Raw genomic sequence first — 22,464 nt, 5'->3', positions numbered from 1 at the left:
AATGCCCTCATATGCCGAATGCCTTTCTCAGAACCGCTGGCTGAAACCTGCCTTGACCGTGAAACCCAGCGCATCGGCCGTGAGCGGATCGAAACTGTGATCGAGCCGGGCAAACGGCGGTTCCTGATCCAGCAGATTGGCCAGCACCAGCGACAGCGTGGTGCCCGTTTCCAGCGTCCAGCGCCAGCTGAGATCCAGCGTGGTGTAGCTGTCGACATGCTTGCCCGCCGTGACCGATGCCCCGCCCAGATTGGCGTCAGGGCCGAACACCGCCGCACCGCGATCATCGGTGTAGCCATCGACATAGTTGAGCTGCAGCCGCAGGGCATGCCCGCCGCGCAGGGCCTGAAGCCATGCCTGCCCTTTCCACTGCGGGATGGGATAGGCCGTGGTCTGGTAGTTGAGCTTGCCCGCTGCATCGAAGGGCTGCTGCACCACCACCCCTTCGACCATGACCTGACCCACGCGATAATCGATCACATGGCTGCCGCCGATCCCGGCCTGCAGCGCCACGTCGCCCAAACGCGCGTCATAGCTGGCGGAAAAATCCACCCCGCTGGTCGAAACATCCGCCGCGTTGAAGGAATAGGTCATCAGGCGCTGGATATTGGCGGAAGAACAGACCCCGCCCGAAAAGATGAAGCGCGCCTGCAAGGCGGCATAATCGGGATTGCCGCAATTGGCATTGCCCGTGCTGCCGAACATGGCCGCAACGATCCCCGCCACCGGCTCGCTTTCGATCGCGCCGGAAAAATCATAGCGCCAGTAATCGATGTTGGCGCGGAACCCGCCACGATCCACCACCAGCCCGGCATTCCAGGTGGTCGCGCGTTCGGGGCGGAGGTCAGGATTGGCCAGGATATCCACCGCACGGAAGGCCCCGCCGATGAAGGTCAGCACCACCAGATCGGCGGCGGTGTTCTGGGGCGGCGGGCCGCGGAAAGTGGTGCCCACCCCGCCGCGCAGAATGACACCATCGGCCAGTTCATACCGCAGCCGTGCCTGCGGATCGAACGTGCTGCCGATCGCGCCGCCATAATTTTCCACCCGGGCGGCCAGCTGCACCTGCAGCCGTTCGGTCACCGGCAGCTGCAATTCAGCGAAGGCGGCCCAGACATCCTGTGCCACCGCGACATTGCGGTTCGATCCGATGAAACCCAGCGCGCCGGTTTCCGGGTTGCAGCTGGCATCGGGGTTCAGCACCGATCCCGGACAAGGAAAAAGATCGAGATTGTTGCCGCCCTCGTAAGTGCGGGCATAGCGATCATGGCGGAATTGCCCGCCAAGGGCGAAGCTTACCTCCCCACCGGGCAGCTGGATGCCGCTGCGGCCCGACAGCACCAGATCGCCGACCATCTGCCGCGTGTTCGCGGTGCGGCCCCAGATGTTGTAGAAATCGCCGATGGTAGCGACATCGTTGACCAGCCCTGCGCCCGGTTGCGTGCTCAGCCCATCCACCGCCGCGCCATTGCCGGCGTAATTCGGGTTGGCGATGCCGGTGACCGTGTTGACGTCCAGCGCGGTGGAGAACGGGTTGAACCAGCTGCAGCCATTGGTGCCCGCCAGCGCGGCCAGTTGTGCCTGGCTCAATCCAGCGCGCGAGGCCGGGCTGGCATAGGCGCAATCCGCCCCGCCGAAGCCCGCCAGCGCATTCTGCAGCAGATCGACCGAGCTGTCGCCCACCTGGAAATAGCGGTCGTACTCGCTGTAAGTCACCCCGCCGGTCAGCTCCAGCCCGCGCCCCAGATCGCCGCGCAGTTCAGCGGTGAACTGATAGGCATCGGAATCCCGCTTCAGCCGGGCGGTGCGCCGTTCATTGTCGAACAGCATATTGCCCGACAGCAGCATGGGCCGGAACCGCACCGGATAGGCCAGTGCCGATTCTGTCGGATTGCCGGAGCCGTCCAGCGCGCAGCCGGCCGCATCGCCGAAGCGGGCGCAATAATCGATCAGCGCCGGGGCATAGCTGGGGATCACGAACAGGCCGCGGCCGCCAAATGCGGATTCGGCGGAGGGGGAAATGGTTGGCAGGAAGCTGGGCGATGTGTTCAGCTCCGTCATGGTCCGACCATAGAGACCGGTCACGCGCAATTCGACCCTATCGCCCAGCGGTACGGCCAGATCGGCGAACAGCTGGTAGCGTTCTTCGGGTTCGATCAGATTGGTCAGGCCAACATAATTGCCGAAGCACAGATCGTTCGCCGATCCGGTCACAGACCGGAACGCGCCGAGACCCTTGCAGCCTTCGTCAGCGGTGAAGGCCAGCCCGCCCTGGGCGCCGTTGAAATCGAAATTGCCCGGATTGCCGCCGCCCGACCAGCCGCCCTGCGGATTTTCCGCATAGGGGCGCAGGGCATAATCACGATCCGCCACGGTCAGCTCGCTGCGCCGCTGATAGCCGCCGGACAGGAACAGCCGCACCGGCCCCAGATTGCCACCCCAGGAAAGGGCGCCGGTCCAATCGCCATTGGATCCGTCGATATGGCGGTAATCGCCCGATGCCAGGAAGCCATCCTGATCGGTGCGGGTGATGAAATTGACCACCCCGGCAATGGCATCGGACCCATAGGTTGCGGCCGCGCCATCCTTCAACATGTCGATCCGCCCGATCGCGCCTGATGGCATCAGATTGATATCCACCAGCGGCACATTGCCCGCTCCGCTGCTGACCATGCGTTTGCCATTCAGCAGCGCCAGCGTGCGTTGCGGGCCAAGACCGCGTAGATTGACCGACGCGGCGCCCTCATTGAACTGGGTGCGGGGATCGAACTGGCTGGAATCGCCCAGAATTCCGCTGGAAACCGGCATTTTCCGGATCAAATCCAGCAAGCTCGGCGCGCCCTGCTGCAGCAGATCATCGGCCATGATCACATCGACGGGGGCAAAGGCGTCTTCGGTCACCCCACGGATCAGCGTTCCGGTGACCACGATCGGGGCGCTGCCCGCTGATTGATCCCTGCTGTCCTGCGCCATTGCGGGCTGTGCTGCCCAGCCTGCCATGATCGCCGCCGTCGAAACGGCGCTGCAAAAGCCGCGCAAACCCATGACCTCTCCCTCTTTGGTGAGCGCCCTTGCAGCGGCGCGGGGGCGAGGTCAATCCGCTGCCCGGTAACGTCAGTCGAGCGCGCGGAGCCAGTACTGCATGGTTTTGGCGGTTTCCTCAGCTTCTGCGTGATCCTGCCAGTGCATCTGCGTGGTGAGGCCCGGGATCGGGGCGTAGCCGCGGCGGCCCCAGAAACCGTCGAGCGGGGTGTAATCCGCTGGCCGGGCTGGATGATCGGGCGGGCGAATCACCGAAGCGAAGCACGCATGGCGCGCCCCAGCTGCGCGTGCGCACGCCTCTCTCCCGCCGAAGAACGCGTGGCCTGCGCCTTGGCCGCGATATTCGGGCAGCAGCACGCTTTCGCCAAAATAGAACATCGCGCCCACATCATAGCCGCGTTGTTCGAACGGGCCGCGAATATCCGGCTTCTGACCGGCCATCGGGCTGGCGGTCGCGGCGCCGACGATCCGGTCTTGATCAAAGGCCGCGATCATCACGCTGCCGGGTTCGGCGGCGAATTCGCGCACATAGTCCGCCTCATATTCCGCGCTGCCGTCATAGAGGTAGGGAAAGGCGGCAAAGACCGTGATCCGCAGGTCCGCCAGATCGGCCAGATGCGCGCCGATCTCCTCCCCCGACAGGGTGCGAAAACTGAGCGGCCGGGCGGGCGGCATCAGGCGCCGACCTGGCGCAGCCATTCGGCAAGATTGTAATAGACCGACACGCGGGCGATCTGCCCATCGCGCAGATCGAAGAACGCGCCGGCCGGCAGCACATAGGTCTGCCCATTGGCTTCGGGCAGCCCATCGTCGGTTGCCTTGTAGGTGCCGTGAACGACAAATTCGGCCGCCCCGCGGGTACCGTCCGCATTCGCCATGATCACGATATCGGCCAGCTGTTCGGAATAGCAGCGATCCATATGGGCGAGGAAGGCGCGGAACACATCCTTGCCGGACTGGCGCGTGCCTTGGTTGATGTCATGCGCGACATCATCGGCCAGGCAGGCCAGCATCGCGGCGTTATCCCCGGCGTTGAAGGCATCGTAATATCCGGTGATCAGTGCAATTGCGCCTTGCTGGTTCATATCCTGCTCCTTTTCCGGCCAAGGGCTAGGCATAGACGGGCGCCTGCGCAATTGCCTTTGCCGCGCTTTTGCCCTAAATGCGGCTGGGAACGCCCCGGCATCGTGCGAAGCCTGTTGCTTCACACCGTCGGGGCGATGTTTTTTCAGCAGGACGCATTGCCATGTCACGCCGCCGTCAGATCTACGAAGGCAAGGCCAAGATCCTTTATGAGGGTCCTGAGCCGGGCACGATCATCCAGTACTTCAAGGATGACGCAACCGCTTTCAACGCCGCCAAAAAAGGCACGATCAACGGCAAGGGCGTGATCAACAACCGCATTTCGGAGCATGTCTTCGTGCGGTTGGCGCATATCGGCATCCCGACCCACTTCATCCGCCGGCTGAACATGCGTGAACAGCTGGTCCGCCAGGTGGAAATCATTCCGCTGGAAGTGGTGATCCGCAATGTCGCGGCCGGTTCGATCTCCAAGCGCCTGGGCATCGACGAGGGTGAACCCCTGCCCCACACGCTGATCGAATATTACCTGAAGTCCGACGAACTGCAGGATCCGATGGTCGCCGAAGAGCATATCGCCTGCTTCGGCTGGGCCACCAATGAAGAGATGCAGGACATCTCTGCCATGGCGATCCGCGTGAACGACTTCATGTCGGGCATGTTTGCCGCAATCGATATCCGGCTGGTCGATTTCAAGCTGGAATTCGGCCGCATCTGGGATGGCGATTACAGCCGCGTGATCCTGGCCGACGAAATCAGCCCCGACAACTGCCGCCTGTGGGACATGAACACGGGCGAAAAGCTGGATAAGGACCGGTTCCGCCGGGACATGGGCGGCGAGCAGGAAGCCTATCAGGAAGTGGCACGCCGTCTTGGCCTGCTGCAGGGTGATGACGGCGGCCCGGGCGAAGTGTTCGATCTGTCCGCGCACCGCAGCAAGCTGCGCCAGAGCCCGGCCAAGCCCAAGAAGTAAGCGATTTGGCAGCAACGGGCCCAGGCTCGTTGTTGCGGGTTCAGCATTCCTCGGCCAAACACCGGGGATGCTGCGTCTTCTTACTGCTGTTCCGCTGATTTTCCTGACCAACCCTGCGCTTGCCCGCGATGCCGGGCAGGCAGACCCCATGCCGCCGGTGCAGAGCCAGGCTGCAGCGCAGACTGCTGCCCCCGTGCAGCCGCCGGTCTGGCCAATGGACGGCAGCGATCTGCCGGTCGATCCCGCATATCGCTTCGGCGTGCTCGACAATGGTCTGCGCTATATCATCCGCCCCAATGGCACCCCTGCCGCGCAGGGTATGGTGCAGTTCTGGATCGAGGGCGGGTCGATCGACGAGACAGAGGCCGAGCGCGGCTATGCCCATTTCGTCGAACATATGGCCTTCAACGGATCGACCCGGGTTCCCGAAGGTGAGATGATCCATCTGCTCGAACGCCAGGGGCTGGCCTTCGGCGCGGACACCAATGCTTCCACCAGCTTCGACACCACGCTTTACAAGCTGGACCTGCCCCGCAACGATCCCGCCCTGCTCGATACCGCGCTGATGTTGATGCGTGAGGTGGCAAGCGAGCTGCTGTTCGATCCTGCCGCCGTGGAACGCGAAAAGGGCGTCGTGCTGTCCGAAATGCGGGTGCGCGACAGCTACGCCATGGACAATACGGTGGAACGGATGAAATTCCTGTTCCCGACCGCCCTGTTCCCCGATCGCCTGCCGATCGGCAAGGCTGAAACGCTGCAGGCAGCGACCGCCGAGAGCCTGCGGGCGCTGTGGCAACGGCTCTATCGCCCGGGCAACAGCGCGCTGATCGTGGTCGGCGATTATGATCCCGATGTGGTCGAAGCGGCGATCCGCGCGCATTTTTCCAGCTGGCAGGCCCCGCCCGCCCTGCCCCCGGTTTCGGAAGGTCCGATCGACGTCGATCTGGCCGGCAAGACCGATATCTTCCTGCATCCGGCCCTGTCCGAACGGATCACGATCACCCGCCATGGCGAGTGGATCGGTGAACCCGACACGGTCGCCTATCGCCAGCGCAATGTTCGCCGCCAGATAGGCTATGGCATCATCAATCGCCGGTTCCAGAGCATGGCCCGCGAAGAGGATCCGCCGTTTCGCGGGGCCGGACTCGGATCGTCGGAGGCCTTCCAGATCGGCCGGTCGACCAATCTGGTGATCGATGCCGGTGAAGGGGAATGGAAGCGCGGCCTGGCCGCGGCCCAGGCCGAATATCGTCGCGCGCTGGCGTTTGGCTTCACCGAGGCGGAGGTGGCCGAACAGCTGGCCAATCTGCGCAGCGCGCTGGAAAACAATGTCGCCGGGGCGGACACGCGCGGGAACGCCAGCTTCATCACCGGTGCGCTGACCCTGCTGGAAGATGGCCAGATCCCGACCACGCCCGCCAGCGGACTGGCCCGGTTCGAAGATCATGTCCCGCTGATCACGCCCCAGAGCGTGCTCGAATCCTTGCAGGAAGAGCTGATCCCGCTGGATAACCCACTGATCCGCTTCGAAGGCCGCACCGCGCCCGAAGGCGGTGCCGATGCCCTGCGCGCGGCGTGGAATGCGGGGATGGACATCCAGCCCACCCGTGGCGACAGGGCTGAGACCGCTGAATTCGCCTATAGCGATTTCGGCCCTGCGGGCACCGTCGTCAGCGATCAGGTGGATCCGCGATATGGCATCCGCAAACTGGTGTTCGCAAATGGGCTGATGCTCAACATCAAGCGGACCAATCTGCAGCGTGGCCGCGTGGGCGTGGAGCTGAACGTCGACGGCGGGCAGATGCTCAACACGCGGGAAAAGCCACTGGCGACCGCCATGGCCGGTGTCCTGCCGATGGGTGGGTTGGGCCGCCATTCGAATGACGAGTTGCAATCGGTGCTGGCCGGGCGCACCGTCGGGTTCAATTTCGAAACCGATGAGCGGAGCTTCCGCCTGGCTGCGCAGACCACGCCACGCGATCTGCTGCTGCAGTTGCAATTGCTGACCGCCGGGCTGACCGACCCCGGATATCGCCCGCAAGGCGAAGCGCAATATCGCCGCAATATCCGCAATGTGTTCGCCCGCCGCACGGCCACACCGGACAATGCCCTGTCTGCTTCGCTCGGCGAAATCGTGTCCGACGGGGATCCCCGTTTTACGCGCCCGGAAGCGGAGGCCTATCTGGCGCTCGATTTCGAGCAACTGCGCGACACGATCAGCGACCGCCTGGATCATGGCGCGCTGGAACTGGCGCTGGTCGGTGATCTGGATGAAGAGGCTGCGATTGCGGCCGTTGCCAGCACGCTGGGGGCACTGCCCACCCGCGAGGCAAGCTTCCGGCCCTATAGCGAAAACCGTGAACGCAGCTTCACCGCCGATCGTTCAGTGCGAACGCTGTATCATGACGGGACGGCGCAGCAGGCACTGCTGCGCATGAGCTGGCCGACGACCGACGACACCGACCTGCGCACCATGGTCACGCTGAACCTGCTGGAACGGATCGTCCGGCTGGAACTGACCGCAAAGCTGCGCGAAGAACTGGGGCAGACCTATTCCCCTTCGGTCAGTTCCAGCCAATCATCCACCTATCGCGGCTATGGTCTGTTCACCATTGCCGCCGCCGTGGATGTCAGCCAGGTCGCCGCAGCGCGCGAAGCGATGCTGGAAACCATCGGTGCCACGCTTGCCGGACCGCTGGATGACGATCTGCTGCTGCGTGCACGCGCCCCACTGCTTGAACGGTATGACAGCGCCTTGAAATCAAATGGCGGCTGGATGAACCTGACCCGTCGGGCACAGAGCCGGCCGGAAATCGTCGATCGCTTCACCCAGGCCCGCGATATCCTGGCTGGGCTGACGCTGGAGGATGTGAAGACGGTCGCCGCGCGCTTCCTCGACACTCAGAACCAGTTGGAAGTCGATGTCCTGCCGCGCGGAATGGCGTCTTCAGCGGCGGAATGACACCCACACATGTCACAAATTGGACATTTAATCGCTGCCAAATTGTAACGCAACCCAATTAGAGGCCCGCTGAACTCTGGCAGGGTCGCTCCAGCCGGTATGCTTCAGGGGGTTTCACGATCAGCGGAAAAGCGTGGTTCTCGCGCCATTCCCTTGTATTTTTCCGTTGCCGCCGGTGCGGTCGCAGGCGGGATGAAGACGTTCAAGGCTGCCTGGCCCGGCCTTGGGTTGACAAATTTTTTGAACAAAAGCTTGAGGTTACGGCGCGAACAACGCAACATAGTTACCAGAATCTGCGCGAAGCGCCCTGAAGAGGGTTGTGGAGGCAGTACCCGGCCGTAGGGCACGGTCGGAAGATTTGGGGGGCATGGTCAGTACCATGCCCCCTCTTTTCGATGAGGCATTCACGGCTGTATACATCCGCCCCTTGCAGCCGGTCGGTGCAGGGGCCATAGGCTCGGCCCGAATCCCATCCCCTCGAAAGGCCCCGCCCGATGAAGGTCCGCATCCACGTCAGCCTCAAGCCCGGTGTACTCGATCCGCAGGGTCGCGCAGTGCATCATGCTCTCGAAAGCCTCGGCTTTTCGGGCGTGCAGGATGTCCGCATCGGCCGCCTGATCGAACTCGACCTGGCCGATGGCACCAGCGACGAAGCCATCGACGAGATGTGCCGCAAGCTGCTGGCCAATATGGTCATCGAAAACTACCGCATCGAAAAGCCGGAGCTGGCAGCGTGAGCTTCCGTTCAGCGGTCATCACCTTCCCCGGATCGAATTGCGACCGGGATATGGCGGTGGCGCTGGAGCAAGTCTCTGGCACCGCGCCGATCCGCGTTTGGCACGGCGATGCCGATCTGCCGGACGGACTGGACTTCATCGCCCTGCCCGGCGGTTTTTCCTATGGCGATTATCTGCGCTCCGGCGCGATGGCGGCCAAGAGCCCGATCATGCAGTCGGTGATCGCTGCTGCCGGGCGCGGCGTGCCGGTGCTGGGCGTTTGCAATGGCTTCCAGGTGCTGACCGAGAGCGGCCTGCTGCCGGGGGCGCTGATGCGCAATGCCGGCCAGACCTTCATCTGCCGCAGCGTTGCACTGACAGTCGAAAACACGCAGTCGCTGTTCACCGCCGGCTATTCCGCCGGTCAGAAGATTTCCATTCCGGTGGCGCATCACGACGGCAATTTCTTCGCCGATGATGCCACGCTGGACCGGCTGGAAGGCGAAGGGCGCGTGGCGTTCCGCTATGCGGAACCATGCAACGGATCGCTGCGCAATATTGCGGGTATTCTGAACGATGCCGGCAATGTACTGGGCATGATGCCGCACCCCGAACGCGCCATTGAAACGGCCCAGGGTGGCAGCGATGGCCGCGCGCTGTTCGCCAGTGCGATCAAGGGATTGGTGGGCGCCTAAGCCATCCGTTTCTGTGAAACGGACTGGCAACCGAGGGACGTCAGGCGACTTTAGCCCTGACGCTCCCTTGTCCAGGGAAACCGTCGCGCCTGCTGTCAATCAGGGCAAGCGTTTCGGCAGCGTCGATCGGTCTGCCAAAATAGAACCCCTGAATCGCATCGAGGCCAAGGCTGCGCATCAGCCGCATCTCATCGGCTGTTTCCACCCCCTCGGCCACGGTCCGGATACCAAGGCTTTGCGACATGGCGACCACGGCGCGAATTACCGCAAGGCTTTCCGCGCTGCCACGCACGGCACCCTGCACAAATCTCCGATCAATCTTGACCGTTGAGAAATTCCCGGTGCGCAGATTTCCGAGCGACGAATGGCCCGTCCCGAAGTCATCGAGGGCCAGCGAGCATCCCAACAGCAAGGCATCATCCAGCGCCTGACGCACCATCCTGGGATCGGTCTGGAACACCTGCTCTTTGATCTCGATCTCCAGCCGTTGTGGCGGCAGGCCGGTTTCCGCCAAAACCCGTGCCACCATATTCCCGAAACCTGGATCCCGCAGTTGCACGCCGGAAACGTTCACGCATATCTTCATGTCCGAAGCCCAGCCAACCGCCTCGCGACAGGCGCGGATCATTGCCCATTCGCCGATCTGCAAAATCAGACGCGTTTCTTCAGCCAGGGCGACAAATACGTCAGGGCTGATCGAACCACGTTCCGGGTGCCTCCAGCGCAGCAAGGCTTCGAAGCCGATCACCACATCGCCAGCGGCTGCCACCATCGGCTGGTATCGCAAATCCAACTGATTGTGGGGCAAGGCATCGCGCAGAGCGATCTCCATCTCCTGCCGATCGTTGCGATCCTGCTGCAGCGCCATTTCGAAAATGCGATGGCCGCCCCGCCCGGCGCGCTTCATTCCATACAGCGCCATATCGGCATTTCGCATCAATGCGTCGACCGTTTCCCCATCCGCAGGGCCGATCGCAGAACCGATGCTGGCGCCGATCATCACCATATGCCCTTCGACAAGAAACGGCCGGCACAGTTCCTTGATGATCCTGTTCGCAATCACGGAAACCTGGCGCGGCTCTTGAACATCATAAACCACGGCAGCAAATTCGTCGCCGCCCAGCCGGCCGCATTGCCCACTGCCGGCAACCGCAGCGCGCAGCCGTTCGGCCACATCGATCAGCAACCGATCCCCTATCGGATGGCCGAGTGTGTCATTGACAGCCTTGAACCGATCGAGGTCGATCATCAAAAACGCACAATTGCCATGCCAACGCCCAGCCTCTGCCAGCGCGGCGGACAGCGCTTCGATGACCATTCGCCGGTTAGGCAGCCCCGTCAGTGCGTCGAACTGCGCCTGATAGGCGATCCGTTCTTCCGTTTCACGCTGTTCGGTCACGTCGGAACCAACTCCGCGATAACCGGTGAAACTGCCCTTGCTGTCATGCATCGGGGTTCCGGAGAGCTTCCACCACCGATCGCCACTGCCAAGTTCGGCCTGGACCAGCAGGTTCGAAAAGGCCTGTTCCTGACCGATATGCGCGGCAAGTTCCTGCAGGCTGGGCGAAAGCTTGCCGGTTTCCCAACTGCGCCGACCGATCACCTGCATCAGTGGCAACTGGTCTATGTCGGCCGGCTGACAGCCGAGCGCATAGGCAAAGCGATCACTTGGTTCGCAGACACGGCGGTGCACGTCGACACGCCAAAGCCAGTCAGCCTCGTCCTGTTCATATTCGCGCAAGAGCAGTGAAACCACCTCCTGGCTTTCCGCCACGCCTGCCTCTGCTGTGCGAGCGGCCAGGAACAAACGGGCGGATTCCAGAGTGGCCACGGTCGTGATGATGGAGAAGCCAAGGCTGGCCAACCCCACGATCAGATCCCCGGCCAGCAGGAATGAAAGCCCGGCCCCGCCACCAGTAATCGTGATGAACAGCACCGTGGCCATGGGAATGGAAGTGCGCGACGCCGTGGCCCCCGCGATCAGCATGGCCAGCAGGGTCCAGACCGCCAATGCTGTACTGCGATCCAGATAAGATCTGAAAATGAAGAGCGGCGCCACCCAGATCACGGCGCACAAGCCGATGATCATCGCATGGTGGCGAAACTGGCCCCGGCTGATCTTGCGCAACCCCTGACGCAACAGCAAACGTTCGAGCCGCGCCTTGTGCATCCAGGCCAGCATCAGTGTAGCGGCCCAGCAAAGGAGGACCATGATCGGCACGGTGCCGTACATCACGCCCATCATGGCCAGACAGGCAAAGCCCAGTACGACAGGGCGCAGCAGATTGTGCCTTACCAAACCGCCATATTGGAGCGTGCGCAGCAGGCGCCATTCGGCGTCATCGGGGCACCATAGCCCGATGATCTGCCTGGCAGTGATGGCCGACGTTCTCGCCGCCATGGCTTTTGCTGCATCCTTCACCGGTCGAACGATATATCTGATTCGTTAGAAGCCGGTAAAATTGCGCTAGATGCATATTACGCATCATCACTGATGATACAGGCAAGCCTAAGTTTTTCCAAAGCCGATGCCTTGAGTTGGTGCACGCGCGGAACGCTGACATTAAGAACCGATGCAATTTCTGTAAGGTTCAACTCTTCGACGAAATAAAGTTGCACAATCAACTGCAAGCGTTCGGGCAATGACGTGATTGCCTGGATCAGCATGGCGCTGTCTTCTGCCCGCAGCAGCCGGTTTTCGGCATCATCGTCAACGTCGGCGAAGGCGACATTGCTGTCGGAGTAGCATTCGTCGATCGACGACAGCTGGATGGCCACAGCGTCGGAACGCAGGCGCTGGAACTCTTCTACGGTCAAACCCATGGCTTCGGCTACCTCTTGCGATGTGGGTTCGCGCCCCAGGGCGGTGCGCAGTTCCTGTTCAGCCTTTTCGATCCGGCGTCGTTTTTCGCGGGTGCCGCGGGCGTCACTGGACGATCGCCGCAGCAGATCGACCATGGCCCCGCGCACACGCAGTTTCGCATAGGCGGCAAAGCCGTCCTCGCTCGGCCCATCATGCCGTTGGGCACATTCGGTCAGGGCGACCAGCCCGGCTTGCATCAGATCTTCCACATCGATCGACGGGCCGGTGCTGCCGGACAGATGCCAGGCCAGCTTGCGAACCATCGGCAGGAAGCGCGTGACGCGATCATGGACGTCGCCGCCATAGGCTCTTGCGGCGGAAAAACGGGAATGGTCGTGCATCATGCGGCCATGGCCTCTCTTTCATGCGCATAGTCGGGAGCATCGAACGCGGGCGCTTCGGCCGGTTCGCTTTCTCCGCCGACCACGGCGATAACTTCCACCGGTTGCGACGCCGGCAGTTCGTTGATGGAAATGACCGCGCAGAGCGGCGCGCGCAGGCGCAGCAGCGCTGCCAGCGGCCGCCGCGCACGCGGCTGGACGATCAATACAGGCGGGATCGATCCCGGTTCGCGCATGCCGAAGATGGCCGCGATCCGTTCCCCGATCGAGCGGGCCAGATCGGGTTCGATGATGATCTGGCCGGTGGTCGGATCCATCATGCCGTTAACGACCATTTCTTCCAGTTCGGCCGCCAGCGTGATCACGGGCAGGCGTTCGTCCGGCGGACAGATGCTGCCGACGATCATGGCGCCCAGGTCGGCACGCATGAGATCGACCATCCGTTCGTGATCGGTGGTCTGCTGCGCCGCCAGCGACAGGCTGGACAACACCGGCAGCGGATGGGCCAGCGACACGCCATCGGCCAGCAGGGCCCGGAACAGGCGGGTAATGGTAGCCAGCGACAGGGGCGCCGGGGTGATGGTTTCGATCAGCTGCGCATGACGATCACGCAGCGTATCGAGCAGATCGCGGACCTGATCGGGACCAAGCAGTTCATGCGCCCGGGCTGCCAGCAACTGGTTGATATGGGTTGCGACCACGCTTTCGGCGTCGACCACCAGATAGCCTTCGGCCACGGCGAGATCGCGGGTTCCCTGATCGATCCAGAGCGCCGGACAACCAAAGCTGGGGTCCACCGTGGCTTCACCCGGCAACACGGCCGTATTGCGCACCTCGCCGGCGTCGATGGCCAGCAACCGATCCGGGCGCAATTGCCCGATCGCCAGCGGGGCGCCACCCAGCAGGATGCGATAACGATCCGGCGGCAGATCGAAACTGTCGCGCAGACGGAACTGCGGCACCACGAAGCCAAGCGTCTGGCTGAGCTGACGACGCAGGCCGGTGAGGCGGACCACGAGCGGCGCCCCGCGCCGTTCATCGGCCAGATGGACCAGGCCATAGCCCAGCTCGATCGTGACCAGCGACTGTTCCGACACATCGCGGATGTCGATGATCGAGGGATCGGGCCGGATTTCGGGCTCCGGCGTGTCGAGCACAGCCTGCTGCCGCTTGCGGAGCGTGCGCCACAGGAACAGCGCGCCGGCAGCCAGCGGAAGGAAGATCGTCTGCGGCATGGCCGGGATCATACCCATGGCGCCCATGATGCAACCAACCGGGAGCCAGATGCGCGGATCGGCAAACTGTCCGCCGATCTGCCCGGTAAGGTCGCGGGTGTCCGAAACGCGGGTAACGATGATGGCCGCAGCAATGGAAAGGAGCAGCGCGGGAACGGAAGCGACCAGCGCATCGCCCACCGCCAGCGTGACATAGAGATGGCCAGCCTCGGCGACGGAAAGCCCGTGGCTGACGATGCCGAGCACGAGACCGCCGATGATGTTGACCATCAGGATCAGCAGCGCGGCAACCGCATCGCCCTTCACGAATTTGCTGGCGCCATCCATGGAGCCGTAAAAATCCGCCTCTGTGGCAATTTCGCGCCGACGGGCCTTGGCCTCGTCAGCGGTCATCAGCCCGGCGGCCAGATCGGCATCGATCGCCATCTGCTTGCCCGGCAGGGCGTCCAGGGTGAAGCGGGCGGAAACTTCCGACACGCGCCCTGCCCCCTTGGTCACCACCATCAGGTTGATGATCATCAGGATCAGGAAGACGAAGATGCCGACGGCGAAGTCACCGCCGATCAGGAAGGCGCCGAAAGCCTCGATCACCATCCCCGCCGCTTCTTCGCCTTCATGGCCGTTCATCAGCACGACGCGGGTGGAAGCGACATTCAGCGCCAGCCGCAGGAGGGTGGCGAACAGCAGGACAGAGGGGAAAGAAGAAAAGTCGAGCGGCTTGGCCGCGTTCATCGCCGCCATCAGCACCGCCACGGACAGGGCAATATTGAGCACGAAGAACACGTCGAGCATGACGGTCGGGATCGGCACCACCATCAGCACGATGATGGTCAGAATGCCGAAGGGCAGCGCCAGCGCCGGGTTGAGGAAGCTGCGCATGTTCACAGGCCGAACGCCCGGAATTTGGCATAGGCCGCATCAACCCGTCCGGCCGCCGATCCCGGCAGGCTGCCGGATCCGCCGAAGGTGCTGCGCAGGGTATCCGCCATCGACGAGCGCTGCGCCGCTTCTGCCGGGGCGGCAAAACCGTTCCGCTGCGGCATTGCCGGCGACATCGCCATGTAGCCGCCCAGATTGCCGAAGCCGCCTGTTCCGCCCTGCCCGGTCGGCAGAATTCCGCCGGTGCCGTTCATCGCGCCGGAAACCTTGGCCCGCATCAGATCCATCACTTCACCGACCGACCGCGCACGGCCATCGTCATAAAAGATCGAGCGGTTGGCATTTGCCGGACCAGGGAAAAGATCTGCAGCCGACTGGCCGGGGCTGTTGTGCAGCGCGCCGAGAAAGCTGCGGGCGCCGCCGACGCCGAGAAAATGAGCGAGATAGAGTTCGGTGGGTTCCGGTTCCCGGCCCAGGAAACCACGCAGTTCATTGCCATTGTCGCGGGCGAGCTCTGCCGCCATCAGCGATGCCGTGCCGGGATCATACCGCATGGCCATGATCTGCGACCGGGTGCCGGCATCATTGACCGAAGCGCGGCCACCGCGGCTGGAAATGGCCGTATCGGCCCAGTCCAGCCCGTGTTTGGCGCCATGCCGGTCGAGCGTTTCGAGCCAGGTGCCCGAAATGAACTGAAAGAGACCCGCCGCGCTGGAGGTACCCGCACGGGCATTGGGATCCAGGCCGGATTCCAGCTTGGCCTGCGCCAGCAGATAGTTGAAGTCGACGCCCGTTGCGGCGGCCGCCCGCGAGATCGCGGTGTGGACTTCATTGAGCTGGATTGCACTGACTTCGGGCACGATACCCCCCGATGGAGACTAATATCCCCTGGGTATCAGCAATAATCGTGCCAGTTCTTCAGCTCAGGAAAGAAGACGAGGTGACAGGAAGGAATGGGGCAGGCTGCCGATCAGACCAGACGGGGCATTTCCCGCCGGGGAGATGAGGATTTGACCGTGCTGCCATAGAGGCTGGCAGAACCGCTCAATACGCTGAGGCGCGACTGCACATTGGCGGCAATCAGGTTGCGCAGCTTGCGGTTGATCTCGTTCAGGCGGCTGACGCCATCAAGCAGACCCCGGCATTCTTCATCCACATCGCCGATCTTGTGGCGGTCGATCGCGGCGCACAGTTCCACCTTGCCATCGGCGCAGGTGAGGATGCGTTCGAGATCGAGTGAGGCAAGAGCCTGCCGCTCCCCTTCCAGAAGGGCAAGCATTTGCCGCAGGCTTTCGCGCAGTTTCTTGGTGCTGCTCATTTACCAACCCTCAGCAGGTAGCCGGCCGCAATCATGGCGTCGGCAATCTTTGCCGGAACAATGGGATAGCTGCCTTCTTCCACGGCTTTGCGGATCTCGCTGACGCGGTCGACATCGACCGTCGGTGTGGTACCGGCGTTGACGGGATTGGCAGATACAGTCCCGGCCGTGGCGCTGGCCGGGGTGGTTGCCGCACCGCTTTCCACGGTGCGCGCAACTGTCCCCTGGCTCGTCGCAAGCCGGGCAGATGTTCCGGTAATTCTATGCGCGTCGATCGGGTTCATCGCACCGCTCCGTTAGGTTCTCACCAGTCAGAACGGCACCCCCTCGAATGTATTAAGGGGCCCTCAACAAATTTTGCCGCTTACGGCAAATCCATGCCGACCACGCCCGGACGGATGATGCGGGCACGGACGGAATCATTGCGATTGTTGCCCTGGCGGACCCGAATCCAATCACCCACGGCGCCGCTTTCCAGCGCTTCGCCCTGGCGGGACAGGGTAAAGCCCCGACCGCTGACGGTGATATTTACGGATTCGCCCCGCGCCACGGCATCGGGCGCCTTCTGGGCCGCTGCCGCACGCGGTTCCGCCTGCACCGGCACGAATATCCGCCAGCCATTAGGCACCGGGCATTGCACCAGCACATTGTCACGCCGGCTGCCATACCATTCCAGGGCGAAGGGCTGCGGACAGGCCGCCAGCCGCAGCCGGCGATCCACCGGCGTGCGGGCGCCGCCCGGCGCACCGATCGGCATGCCGGTGAACTGGGCTACCGCCTGATCGATCGCAACCGGATCGGCAAAGGCGGCCGCCGCAAGCGGGGCCGCTGTCGCCAGGCCCATGGTCGCCAAAGCCATTGGTACCGGTGCGCGACCGGTAATGAAGGACCTGATCATCCGCATTTCTCGTCCTCGTCAGCAGCACCTGCGGTGCCTGATTCCGACGATTTCATGCAATCCCCATGCCAGTTGGCCGGATCAGCATCATAGGCGAGAATGGCCAGCACCTCTTCCGCAGGGCCGAATTCGAGCATGATGCGTGGGTTCAAGCCAAGCACGCGCGCCTGGTCGGCCAGTTCCACCGCCGTCGTGGCAACCGCAGCCTCACCGCCGTCGGCATAACGCGCCACGATGGTCAGCTGCTGGCGCGGATCCTGCCCCTGGCCACCCAGCCAATCGGCCAGCGATACGCCTTGGGCTGTCGCGCGGTAGACCGCCACAGGTTCGCCCTGCAACGCGCCCGCCGCCGTCTCGGCGCGGGCATCCGCCGCCCTGGCCGCCTGGAAGGCACCATCATTGGCGGCAACGGTGATCATGAACAGGATCAGCGAGAGATCGGCAATGATCGTCTGCCAGCCCGTACCGGGGCGTCCGATCATGCCGCGCTTTTCCTGGGTGGCCGGATGGCGGCCGGCATGGTTTGCGGATGGCAGGCCGGTTCGACCGCTGCGGCCAGCCAATCGAGCAGTTCCTGGCGTTCCCGTTCTTCCTTTGCCGCCCGGCGGGCGATCGCAAAGGCCAGCGGCGCGAACAGGAAGTTCCCGAGCAGCAGACCATAAAGCGTGGTGGTGACGGCCATGCCGATGGCGGCCGCATAATTGCCCTGCGCCGCGACGGTGGACAGATTGCCCAGCGACAGCAGCGTTCCGCCGAGCCCCAGCACCGGGGCCAATTCGGTCGCGCTGTTGAGCACACCGACGGCGGCATCGGAATCGATCTGCCGTGCCGCGCGATAGCGTTCGTGTTCATCATAGAGCGCGCGAACCGACCGCTTGCCGATCAGCGCATCGGCGATGTGATCGAACTCCCCATCGCCGAAATGATGCGGCTCGGCCCGCAGGATGCCTTCGGTTCCGATATCCTGGATCTGGATGGCCAGTTCCGCCTTCGTCCGGGAACTGTCGAAGCCTGCGGAAAACAGTGCCCTGATCGCCTTCAACGCCAGGCCGGTGTCGTGCAGCCCACTGCGCAGAAATGTCGCGCACAGCGTGCCGCCCGCGACGATCGCGACAGACACGGGATTGAACCATTGCAACCAGTCCATGGAAATCTCCTCGCAACAAGAACGGCGCAAACCAGCCCGGCATTTAGGGTCCGGCGTCACTTTGCCGCCTCCCGGCAAGCCCTTGCCGCCTGCTGCCGCCCAGCCGCCCTCATGATGGCGTTCCTCCCCCGTTGCAGAGTTTGGCACGCCCTTTGCTTAGCCCTCCCCGGAAATAGCGGAGACTCTTATGAGCGAAGGTCTTTTCGGCATTCATGGCGCGGCGCTGGAGATCCGGTCGCAACGCATGGGCTTGCTCGGATCAAACATCGCCAATGCGGCTACCCCCGGATACAAGGCCCGGGATATCGACTTCGGCGCGGCGCTGCAGGCACGCGTTCGGGGCGCCGATAGCGATGATGCCGCCACCACGGCCACACGTTACCGGATTCCGGTGATGTCGAGCCTCGATGGCAATACGGTGGAAATGGGCGTCGAACAGACGGCCTTCGCCGAAAACGCCGTGGCCTATACTGCAACGCTGAATTTCCTGCGCGGACGGATTGAAACCGTCACCCGCGCAATCAGGGGCGAATGATCATGTCGCGCCCCATGACCATGTTCGAACTGGGCCAGCGCGCCATGTCCGCCCAGATGGTGCGGATGAACGCGGCGGCTTCCAACCTGGCCAACGCCGGCAGCATCGCCGCGACCGAAGCCGAAACCTATCGCCCGCTGCGGGCGGTGTTTTCCGAACAGCTGGATGCCGCCACCGGCATGAGCACGGTGCACGTCAATGGCGTGTTCCGTGGCGACACCCCGGCCGTCCGCCGCCACGAACCAGGCCATCCGCTGGCCGATGAGAATGGCGATGTGTGGACCTCCGGCGTGGATGAGAATGCCGAGTCCGTCGAGATGATGGAAGCATCGCGGCAGTACCAGAACATCGTCGAAGCCCTGTCCACCGCCAAGCAGCTGATGCTCGAAACCATGAGGATGAAATGACCGTAACCTCCACCACATCATCCACGGCGGCCAACACCGCCACTGCGGCAAAATCGTCCACCGGTTACGCCTCGCTCGGCCAGGCCGATTTCCTGCGTCTGCTGACCGTGCAGGTGCAGCAGCAGGATCCGTTCGATCCGGTCGATAACAAGGAAATGCTGGCGCAGATGGCGCAGTTTTCCTCCCTCGCCGGGATCACCGACGTGAACACCACGCTGCAGGGCATTTCCGACAAGCTGGACGCCCTGAGCGCTGCCAATTCCGCCGCCAATGCCAAGGCCGGCACCACCGAAACACAAGCCTGACGAAACGGAGACACCCTATGTCCTTCTATACTTCCCTGAGCGGGCTGAAGAATGCCCAGACCGATCTGGGCGTGATTGCCCACAACATCGCCAACGCCGAAACCAATGGTTTCAAGAAGAGCACGACCAATTTCGCAGACGTCGTCGCCAGCACCTCGCTCAGCGATCCGCGCATGGCGCGCGGCATCGGCTCGACGGTGGAAAGCGTGACGCAGAACTTCGGCATCGGCCCGATCGAACAGACCGGATCCTCGCTCGACGTGGCGATCCTGGGGGACGGCTTCTTCACCACGCGTTCGTCGGAAAGCGGTGACACGCTCTATTCCCGCAATGGCGTGTTCACGATGGACGACGACGGCTATATCCATGACGGTTCGAACAACCGCCTGCAGCTGTTCGCCGTGGATGCGAATGGCAATGTCACCGGCACAAGCCCGACCGACGGCCGCATCCCGCCGACCAATGCCGCCGGTGCCGAATTCGCCGGTGTGACCATTGCCGCCAATGGCACCGTCTCTGCATCCTATGCCGATGGTTCGGTACAGGTTGTCGGCGCAGTGGCACTGGCCACCTTCACATCGCCCACCGGGCTGCGTCAGGTCGGATCGTCAAACTGGGAAGTCACCGGCATTTCGGGTGAAGCGCGTTATGGCGCACCGGGCAGCAATGGCTTCGGCAAGCTGCAGGCCGGATCGGTCGAACGTTCCAATGTCGACATTGCCGAAGAGCTGGTCAGCCTGATCACCGCGCAGCGTTATTTCCAGGCCAACGCCAAGGCAATCGATACCGCCACGCAGATCACGCAGACCGTGATCAATCTGCGGACCTGATAGACCATGGACCGGCTGATCTACACCGCCCTTTCCGGCATGCAGTCGTCGATGAACCGGCAGCGGGTCGTCGCCAGCAATATGGCGAACGCCCAGACCACGGGTTTTCGGGCAGAGGTGCTGGATCAGCGGCCCGTCACCATTCACGGCACCACGCTCGACACCCGCGTCATGCAACAGGGTGAAGTGCGCGGCGCGCTGATGAACGTCGCCGAAATCTACCAGACCGGAAACGAGCTCGACGTTGCGATGAATGGCCAGGCCATGATGGCGGTGCAGGGCATGGACGGTTCGGAGGCCTATACCCGGCGCGGCGATCTGCAGGTTTCCCCCTCCGGGCTGCTCACCAATGGTGATGGGCGCCCGGTGATTGGATACCGGGGGCCGATCACCGTTCCCGTGGGCGGGCAGGTCACCATCACGCCGGATGGCACCATCCTGGTCACCGACCCCACCGTGCCGGACGAACCGGCGCAGGAAGCGGGCCGGATCAAGCTGGTATCCTGGCAGGGTAGCGAGATCGCCAAGGGTCTCGATGGCCTGTTCCGGGTCAAGGGCGATGGCGTTCTTCCTGCCGATGAAGAAGCCACGGTGATCATTCGCTCGCTCGAACAATCAAATGTGAATGCCAGTGAGGTGCTGATCGAAATGATCGACGCCCAGCGCATGTTTGCCATGCGCACCAAAACCATCGCCGCAGCGCGCGAAGTCGACGAGAGCGGCGCGCAACTGATGCGCATCAGCTAAGAAAGGATTGCAAACATGCCAGTCTCGGCACTCCAGGTCGCCCGCACCGGGCTTGAGGCGCAGGACGCACGGATGCGCGTCATCGCCAACAATCTCGCCAACGTCAGCACCACCGGTTTCAAGCGCGACCGCGCCAATTTCGCCACCCTGGCCTATCAGGATGCCCGCGTGGCCGGTCAGCGTTCCTCGAGCGAAACCGCCTTTGCCACGGGCATCAACCTGGGCACGGGCGTGCAGATCCAGTCGACCAGCCAGATCGTGACCCAGGGCACGCTGAACAACACCGCCAATGCGCTGGATCTGGCGCTGGACGGCGATGGTTACTTCCAGGTTGAACTGCCCGGCGGTCGCCTCGGCTATACCCGCGCGGGCAATTTCACCCGTTCGGCCGAAGGGCTGGTCGTGACCCAGCAGGGCTTTACCGTGCAGCCGGCGATCACCATTCCCGAAGGCGCCACCGCGATTTCCGTTGCCCCCGATGGCACGGTTACGGCGACCCTGATGGGCGAGGCGGAGCCTTCCGAACTGGGCCGGATCGAAGTCGCCCGTTTCACCAATCCCGCCGGCTTGCGCGCCATCGGCGACAACTTCCTGACTGAAACCGCCGCCAGCGGCGCCGTGCAGCTTGCCCCCGGTGGCGAAGAAGGCCGCGGTAATGTTCGGCAGGGGATGCTCGAGGCATCCAACGTCAACATCGTCGAAGAGCTGGTCGACATGATCGAATGCCAGCGCGCTTATGAGATCAATTCCAAGATGGTCTCTTCGGTCGACGAAATGCTCCGCAACGCAAACCAGACGCTGTGATCATCATGAACCGGAAAAACACCATGCTCCGCATCGCCCTGCCCGTCTTCGCCCTGCTGGCGGTGTCGGCCTGTTCCAGCGAACGCCCAACCGGCTTTGCTGCCACCCTGCCCCCGCCGCCGCCCGCCGCGCCGGTGCAGGCCAATGGTGCCATCTTCCAGGCCGCATCCGGCTATGCCCCGCTGCACTTCGGTCAGCGCGCGCACCGGGTTGGCGATCTGGTCACCGTGGTGCTGACGGAACGGACCACCACCACCAAATCGGCCAGTTCCAGCACCGACCGTTCGGGCAGCTTCTCGCTCACCCCGCCGAGCGTCGGGCCGCTGTCTTTTGATCCTGGTAACCTTAATTCCGGATCGAATTCGTCGTTCAATGGACAGGGCGATGCGTCGCAAACCAGCAGTCTGAGGGGCGACATCAGCGTGACCATTGCCGAAGTCCGCCCGAATGGAACCGCACTCGTCAGAGGTGAAAAGCTCATGCAGTTCAGCCAGGGCGAAGAATGGATCCAGCTGTCCGGCATCATCCGCCTGGCTGATATCGATCACGACAACCGCATCGCTTCGCCGCGTCTGGCCGATGCCAGCATTACCTATGGCGGCAAGGGCGCCGTGCAGCGCGCCAGCCGCGAAGGTTGGCTGTCGCGCTTCTTCAACCTCATCGCACCGTTCTGAGGGGGACTGCATC

23 protein-coding genes are annotated in these 22,464 nt (G+C 63.1%); 11 read left to right on the top strand and 12 right to left on the bottom strand.

Features of this window, described 5'->3' with window-relative positions:
* Positions 1–27: 27 nt before the first annotated feature.
* The 3 genes from GRI97_RS05775 to GRI97_RS05765 form a co-directional block, all read right to left on the bottom strand.
* On the bottom strand, positions 28–3,045 hold the full coding sequence (locus GRI97_RS05775) for a TonB-dependent receptor domain-containing protein (protein ID WP_161390130.1): 3,018 nt from the start codon (positions 3,043–3,045) through the stop codon (positions 28–30).
* A 69-nt stretch (positions 3,046–3,114) separates the two neighbouring features.
* Positions 3,115–3,717, bottom strand: a complete 603-nt coding sequence (locus GRI97_RS05770) for a GNAT family N-acetyltransferase (RefSeq protein WP_161390129.1) — start codon at positions 3,715–3,717, stop codon at positions 3,115–3,117.
* Positions 3,717–4,127: a ketosteroid isomerase-related protein gene (locus tag GRI97_RS05765; protein ID WP_161390128.1), complete on the bottom strand. Its 411-nt coding sequence runs from the start codon at positions 4,125–4,127 to the stop codon at positions 3,717–3,719. The genes GRI97_RS05770 and GRI97_RS05765 overlap by 1 nt, the downstream gene beginning before the upstream one ends.
* A gap of 161 nt (positions 4,128–4,288) precedes the next feature.
* Between GRI97_RS05765 and purC the strand changes: the two genes are divergently transcribed.
* From purC to purQ, 4 genes are all read left to right on the top strand, one after another.
* Positions 4,289–5,095 carry a phosphoribosylaminoimidazolesuccinocarboxamide synthase gene (purC, locus tag GRI97_RS05760; protein WP_161390127.1) on the top strand — a complete coding sequence of 269 codons (807 nt, stop codon included), beginning with the start codon at positions 4,289–4,291 and terminating at the stop codon, positions 5,093–5,095.
* Between the two features lie 67 nt (positions 5,096–5,162).
* The gene (locus GRI97_RS05755; RefSeq protein WP_161390126.1) at positions 5,163–8,057 is read left to right on the top strand and encodes a M16 family metallopeptidase; all 2,895 of its coding nucleotides are present in this window, start codon (positions 5,163–5,165) and stop codon (positions 8,055–8,057) included.
* 494 nt (positions 8,058–8,551) lie between these two features.
* Complete coding sequence (purS, locus tag GRI97_RS05750) at positions 8,552–8,794, top strand: phosphoribosylformylglycinamidine synthase subunit PurS (RefSeq protein WP_161390125.1); 243 nt, start codon at positions 8,552–8,554, stop codon at positions 8,792–8,794.
* Positions 8,791–9,468 (top strand): phosphoribosylformylglycinamidine synthase subunit PurQ, encoded by a 678-nt coding sequence (gene purQ, locus GRI97_RS05745; RefSeq protein WP_161390124.1) that lies wholly within the window; start codon positions 8,791–8,793, stop codon positions 9,466–9,468. The genes purS and purQ overlap by 4 nt, the downstream gene beginning before the upstream one ends.
* A 40-nt stretch (positions 9,469–9,508) precedes the next feature.
* Here purQ and GRI97_RS05740 read toward each other — a convergent pair whose 3' ends face one another.
* The 9 genes from GRI97_RS05740 to GRI97_RS05700 form a co-directional block, all read right to left on the bottom strand.
* On the bottom strand, positions 9,509–11,869 hold the full coding sequence (locus tag GRI97_RS05740) for a putative bifunctional diguanylate cyclase/phosphodiesterase (RefSeq protein WP_161390123.1): 2,361 nt from the start codon (positions 11,867–11,869) through the stop codon (positions 9,509–9,511).
* 77 nt (positions 11,870–11,946) lie between these two features.
* Positions 11,947–12,675: a sigma-70 family RNA polymerase sigma factor gene (locus tag GRI97_RS05735; RefSeq protein ID WP_161390122.1), complete on the bottom strand. Its 729-nt coding sequence runs from the start codon at positions 12,673–12,675 to the stop codon at positions 11,947–11,949.
* On the bottom strand, positions 12,672–14,786 hold the full coding sequence (locus tag GRI97_RS05730; protein WP_161390835.1) for a flagellar biosynthesis protein FlhA: 2,115 nt from the start codon (positions 14,784–14,786) through the stop codon (positions 12,672–12,674). Before GRI97_RS05730 ends, GRI97_RS05735 begins: the two co-directional genes overlap by 4 nt.
* A gap of 2 nt (positions 14,787–14,788) precedes the next feature.
* The gene (locus GRI97_RS05725) at positions 14,789–15,646 is read right to left on the bottom strand and encodes a lytic transglycosylase domain-containing protein (RefSeq protein ID WP_328598500.1); all 858 of its coding nucleotides are present in this window, start codon (positions 15,644–15,646) and stop codon (positions 14,789–14,791) included.
* Between the two features lie 110 nt (positions 15,647–15,756).
* Complete coding sequence (locus tag GRI97_RS05720; protein ID WP_235917614.1) at positions 15,757–16,104, bottom strand: hypothetical protein; 348 nt, start codon at positions 16,102–16,104, stop codon at positions 15,757–15,759.
* Positions 16,101–16,388, bottom strand: a complete 288-nt coding sequence (locus GRI97_RS05715; protein ID WP_161390121.1) for a flagellar biosynthesis anti-sigma factor FlgM — start codon at positions 16,386–16,388, stop codon at positions 16,101–16,103. Before GRI97_RS05715 ends, GRI97_RS05720 begins: the two co-directional genes overlap by 4 nt.
* A gap of 80 nt (positions 16,389–16,468) precedes the next feature.
* Positions 16,469–17,008, bottom strand: a complete 540-nt coding sequence (locus GRI97_RS05710) for a flagella basal body P-ring formation protein FlgA (RefSeq protein ID WP_235917613.1) — start codon at positions 17,006–17,008, stop codon at positions 16,469–16,471.
* Complete coding sequence (locus GRI97_RS05705; protein WP_161390120.1) at positions 16,999–17,484, bottom strand: hypothetical protein; 486 nt, start codon at positions 17,482–17,484, stop codon at positions 16,999–17,001. The genes GRI97_RS05710 and GRI97_RS05705 overlap by 10 nt, the downstream gene beginning before the upstream one ends.
* Positions 17,481–18,149 (bottom strand): MotA/TolQ/ExbB proton channel family protein, encoded by a 669-nt coding sequence (locus tag GRI97_RS05700; RefSeq protein WP_161390119.1) that lies wholly within the window; start codon positions 18,147–18,149, stop codon positions 17,481–17,483. The genes GRI97_RS05705 and GRI97_RS05700 overlap by 4 nt, the downstream gene beginning before the upstream one ends.
* Before the next feature lie 187 nt (positions 18,150–18,336).
* Between GRI97_RS05700 and flgB the strand changes: the two genes are divergently transcribed.
* From flgB to GRI97_RS05665, 7 genes are read left to right on the top strand one after another with little or no spacing between them, the layout of a single operon-like run.
* Complete coding sequence (gene flgB, locus GRI97_RS05695; protein ID WP_161390118.1) at positions 18,337–18,684, top strand: flagellar basal body rod protein FlgB; 348 nt, start codon at positions 18,337–18,339, stop codon at positions 18,682–18,684.
* A 2-nt stretch (positions 18,685–18,686) separates the two neighbouring features.
* The gene (gene flgC, locus GRI97_RS05690; protein WP_377018911.1) at positions 18,687–19,091 is read left to right on the top strand and encodes a flagellar basal body rod protein FlgC; all 405 of its coding nucleotides are present in this window, start codon (positions 18,687–18,689) and stop codon (positions 19,089–19,091) included.
* Positions 19,088–19,396 carry a flagellar hook assembly protein FlgD gene (locus GRI97_RS05685; RefSeq protein ID WP_161390117.1) on the top strand — a complete coding sequence of 103 codons (309 nt, stop codon included), beginning with the start codon at positions 19,088–19,090 and terminating at the stop codon, positions 19,394–19,396. Before flgC ends, GRI97_RS05685 begins: the two co-directional genes overlap by 4 nt.
* Positions 19,397–19,413: 17 nt before the next feature.
* Complete coding sequence (locus tag GRI97_RS05680; protein ID WP_161390116.1) at positions 19,414–20,226, top strand: flagellar hook-basal body complex protein; 813 nt, start codon at positions 19,414–19,416, stop codon at positions 20,224–20,226.
* A 6-nt stretch (positions 20,227–20,232) separates the two neighbouring features.
* A complete protein-coding gene (locus tag GRI97_RS05675) occupies positions 20,233–20,973 on the top strand; it encodes a flagellar basal body rod protein FlgF (RefSeq protein ID WP_161390115.1) in 741 nt (246 codons plus the stop codon).
* A 15-nt stretch (positions 20,974–20,988) separates the two neighbouring features.
* Positions 20,989–21,777 carry a flagellar basal-body rod protein FlgG gene (gene flgG / locus GRI97_RS05670; RefSeq protein WP_161390114.1) on the top strand — a complete coding sequence of 263 codons (789 nt, stop codon included), beginning with the start codon at positions 20,989–20,991 and terminating at the stop codon, positions 21,775–21,777.
* Between the two features lie 5 nt (positions 21,778–21,782).
* Entirely contained in the window at positions 21,783–22,451 is a 669-nt protein-coding gene (locus GRI97_RS05665) for a flagellar basal body L-ring protein FlgH (RefSeq protein WP_161390113.1), read from the top strand.
* Positions 22,452–22,464 lie beyond the last annotated feature (13 nt).

Source organism: Croceibacterium xixiisoli (assembly GCF_009827305.1).
Taxonomy (GTDB): Bacteria; Pseudomonadota; Alphaproteobacteria; order Sphingomonadales; family Sphingomonadaceae; genus Croceibacterium_C; species Croceibacterium_C xixiisoli.
The sequence above is the reverse complement of the archived record's forward strand: the minus strand, read 5'-3'. Positions and strand labels throughout refer to the sequence as shown.

Excerpts from the sequence above, each read along its gene's own strand:
- GRI97_RS05775 (WP_161390130.1), bottom strand. The coding sequence starts at position 3,045 with ATGGGTTTGCGCGGCTTTTGCAGCGCCGTTTCGACGGCGGCGATCATG.
- GRI97_RS05770 (WP_161390129.1), bottom strand. The coding sequence starts at position 3,717 with ATGCCGCCCGCCCGGCCGCTCAGTTTTCGCACCCTGTCGGGGGAGGAG.
- GRI97_RS05765 (WP_161390128.1), bottom strand. The coding sequence starts at position 4,127 with ATGAACCAGCAAGGCGCAATTGCACTGATCACCGGATATTACGATGCC.
- purC (WP_161390127.1), top strand. The coding sequence starts at position 4,289 with ATGTCACGCCGCCGTCAGATCTACGAAGGCAAGGCCAAGATCCTTTAT.
- GRI97_RS05755 (WP_161390126.1), top strand. The coding sequence starts at position 5,163 with ATGCTGCGTCTTCTTACTGCTGTTCCGCTGATTTTCCTGACCAACCCT.
- purS (WP_161390125.1), top strand. The coding sequence starts at position 8,552 with ATGAAGGTCCGCATCCACGTCAGCCTCAAGCCCGGTGTACTCGATCCG.
- GRI97_RS05740 (WP_161390123.1), bottom strand. The coding sequence starts at position 11,869 with ATGGCGGCGAGAACGTCGGCCATCACTGCCAGGCAGATCATCGGGCTA.
- GRI97_RS05735 (WP_161390122.1), bottom strand. The coding sequence starts at position 12,675 with ATGATGCACGACCATTCCCGTTTTTCCGCCGCAAGAGCCTATGGCGGC.
- GRI97_RS05730 (WP_161390835.1), bottom strand. The coding sequence starts at position 14,786 with ATGCGCAGCTTCCTCAACCCGGCGCTGGCGCTGCCCTTCGGCATTCTG.
- GRI97_RS05720 (WP_235917614.1), bottom strand. The coding sequence starts at position 16,104 with ATGAGCAGCACCAAGAAACTGCGCGAAAGCCTGCGGCAAATGCTTGCC.
- GRI97_RS05715 (WP_161390121.1), bottom strand. The coding sequence starts at position 16,388 with ATGAACCCGATCGACGCGCATAGAATTACCGGAACATCTGCCCGGCTT.
- GRI97_RS05710 (WP_235917613.1), bottom strand. The coding sequence starts at position 17,008 with ATGCGGATGATCAGGTCCTTCATTACCGGTCGCGCACCGGTACCAATG.
- GRI97_RS05705 (WP_161390120.1), bottom strand. The coding sequence starts at position 17,484 with ATGATCGGACGCCCCGGTACGGGCTGGCAGACGATCATTGCCGATCTC.
- GRI97_RS05700 (WP_161390119.1), bottom strand. The coding sequence starts at position 18,149 with ATGGACTGGTTGCAATGGTTCAATCCCGTGTCTGTCGCGATCGTCGCG.
- flgB (WP_161390118.1), top strand. The coding sequence starts at position 18,337 with ATGAGCGAAGGTCTTTTCGGCATTCATGGCGCGGCGCTGGAGATCCGG.
- flgC (WP_377018911.1), top strand. The coding sequence starts at position 18,687 with ATGTCGCGCCCCATGACCATGTTCGAACTGGGCCAGCGCGCCATGTCC.
- GRI97_RS05685 (WP_161390117.1), top strand. The coding sequence starts at position 19,088 with ATGACCGTAACCTCCACCACATCATCCACGGCGGCCAACACCGCCACT.
- GRI97_RS05680 (WP_161390116.1), top strand. The coding sequence starts at position 19,414 with ATGTCCTTCTATACTTCCCTGAGCGGGCTGAAGAATGCCCAGACCGAT.
- GRI97_RS05675 (WP_161390115.1), top strand. The coding sequence starts at position 20,233 with ATGGACCGGCTGATCTACACCGCCCTTTCCGGCATGCAGTCGTCGATG.
- flgG (WP_161390114.1), top strand. The coding sequence starts at position 20,989 with ATGCCAGTCTCGGCACTCCAGGTCGCCCGCACCGGGCTTGAGGCGCAG.
- GRI97_RS05665 (WP_161390113.1), top strand. The coding sequence starts at position 21,783 with ATGAACCGGAAAAACACCATGCTCCGCATCGCCCTGCCCGTCTTCGCC.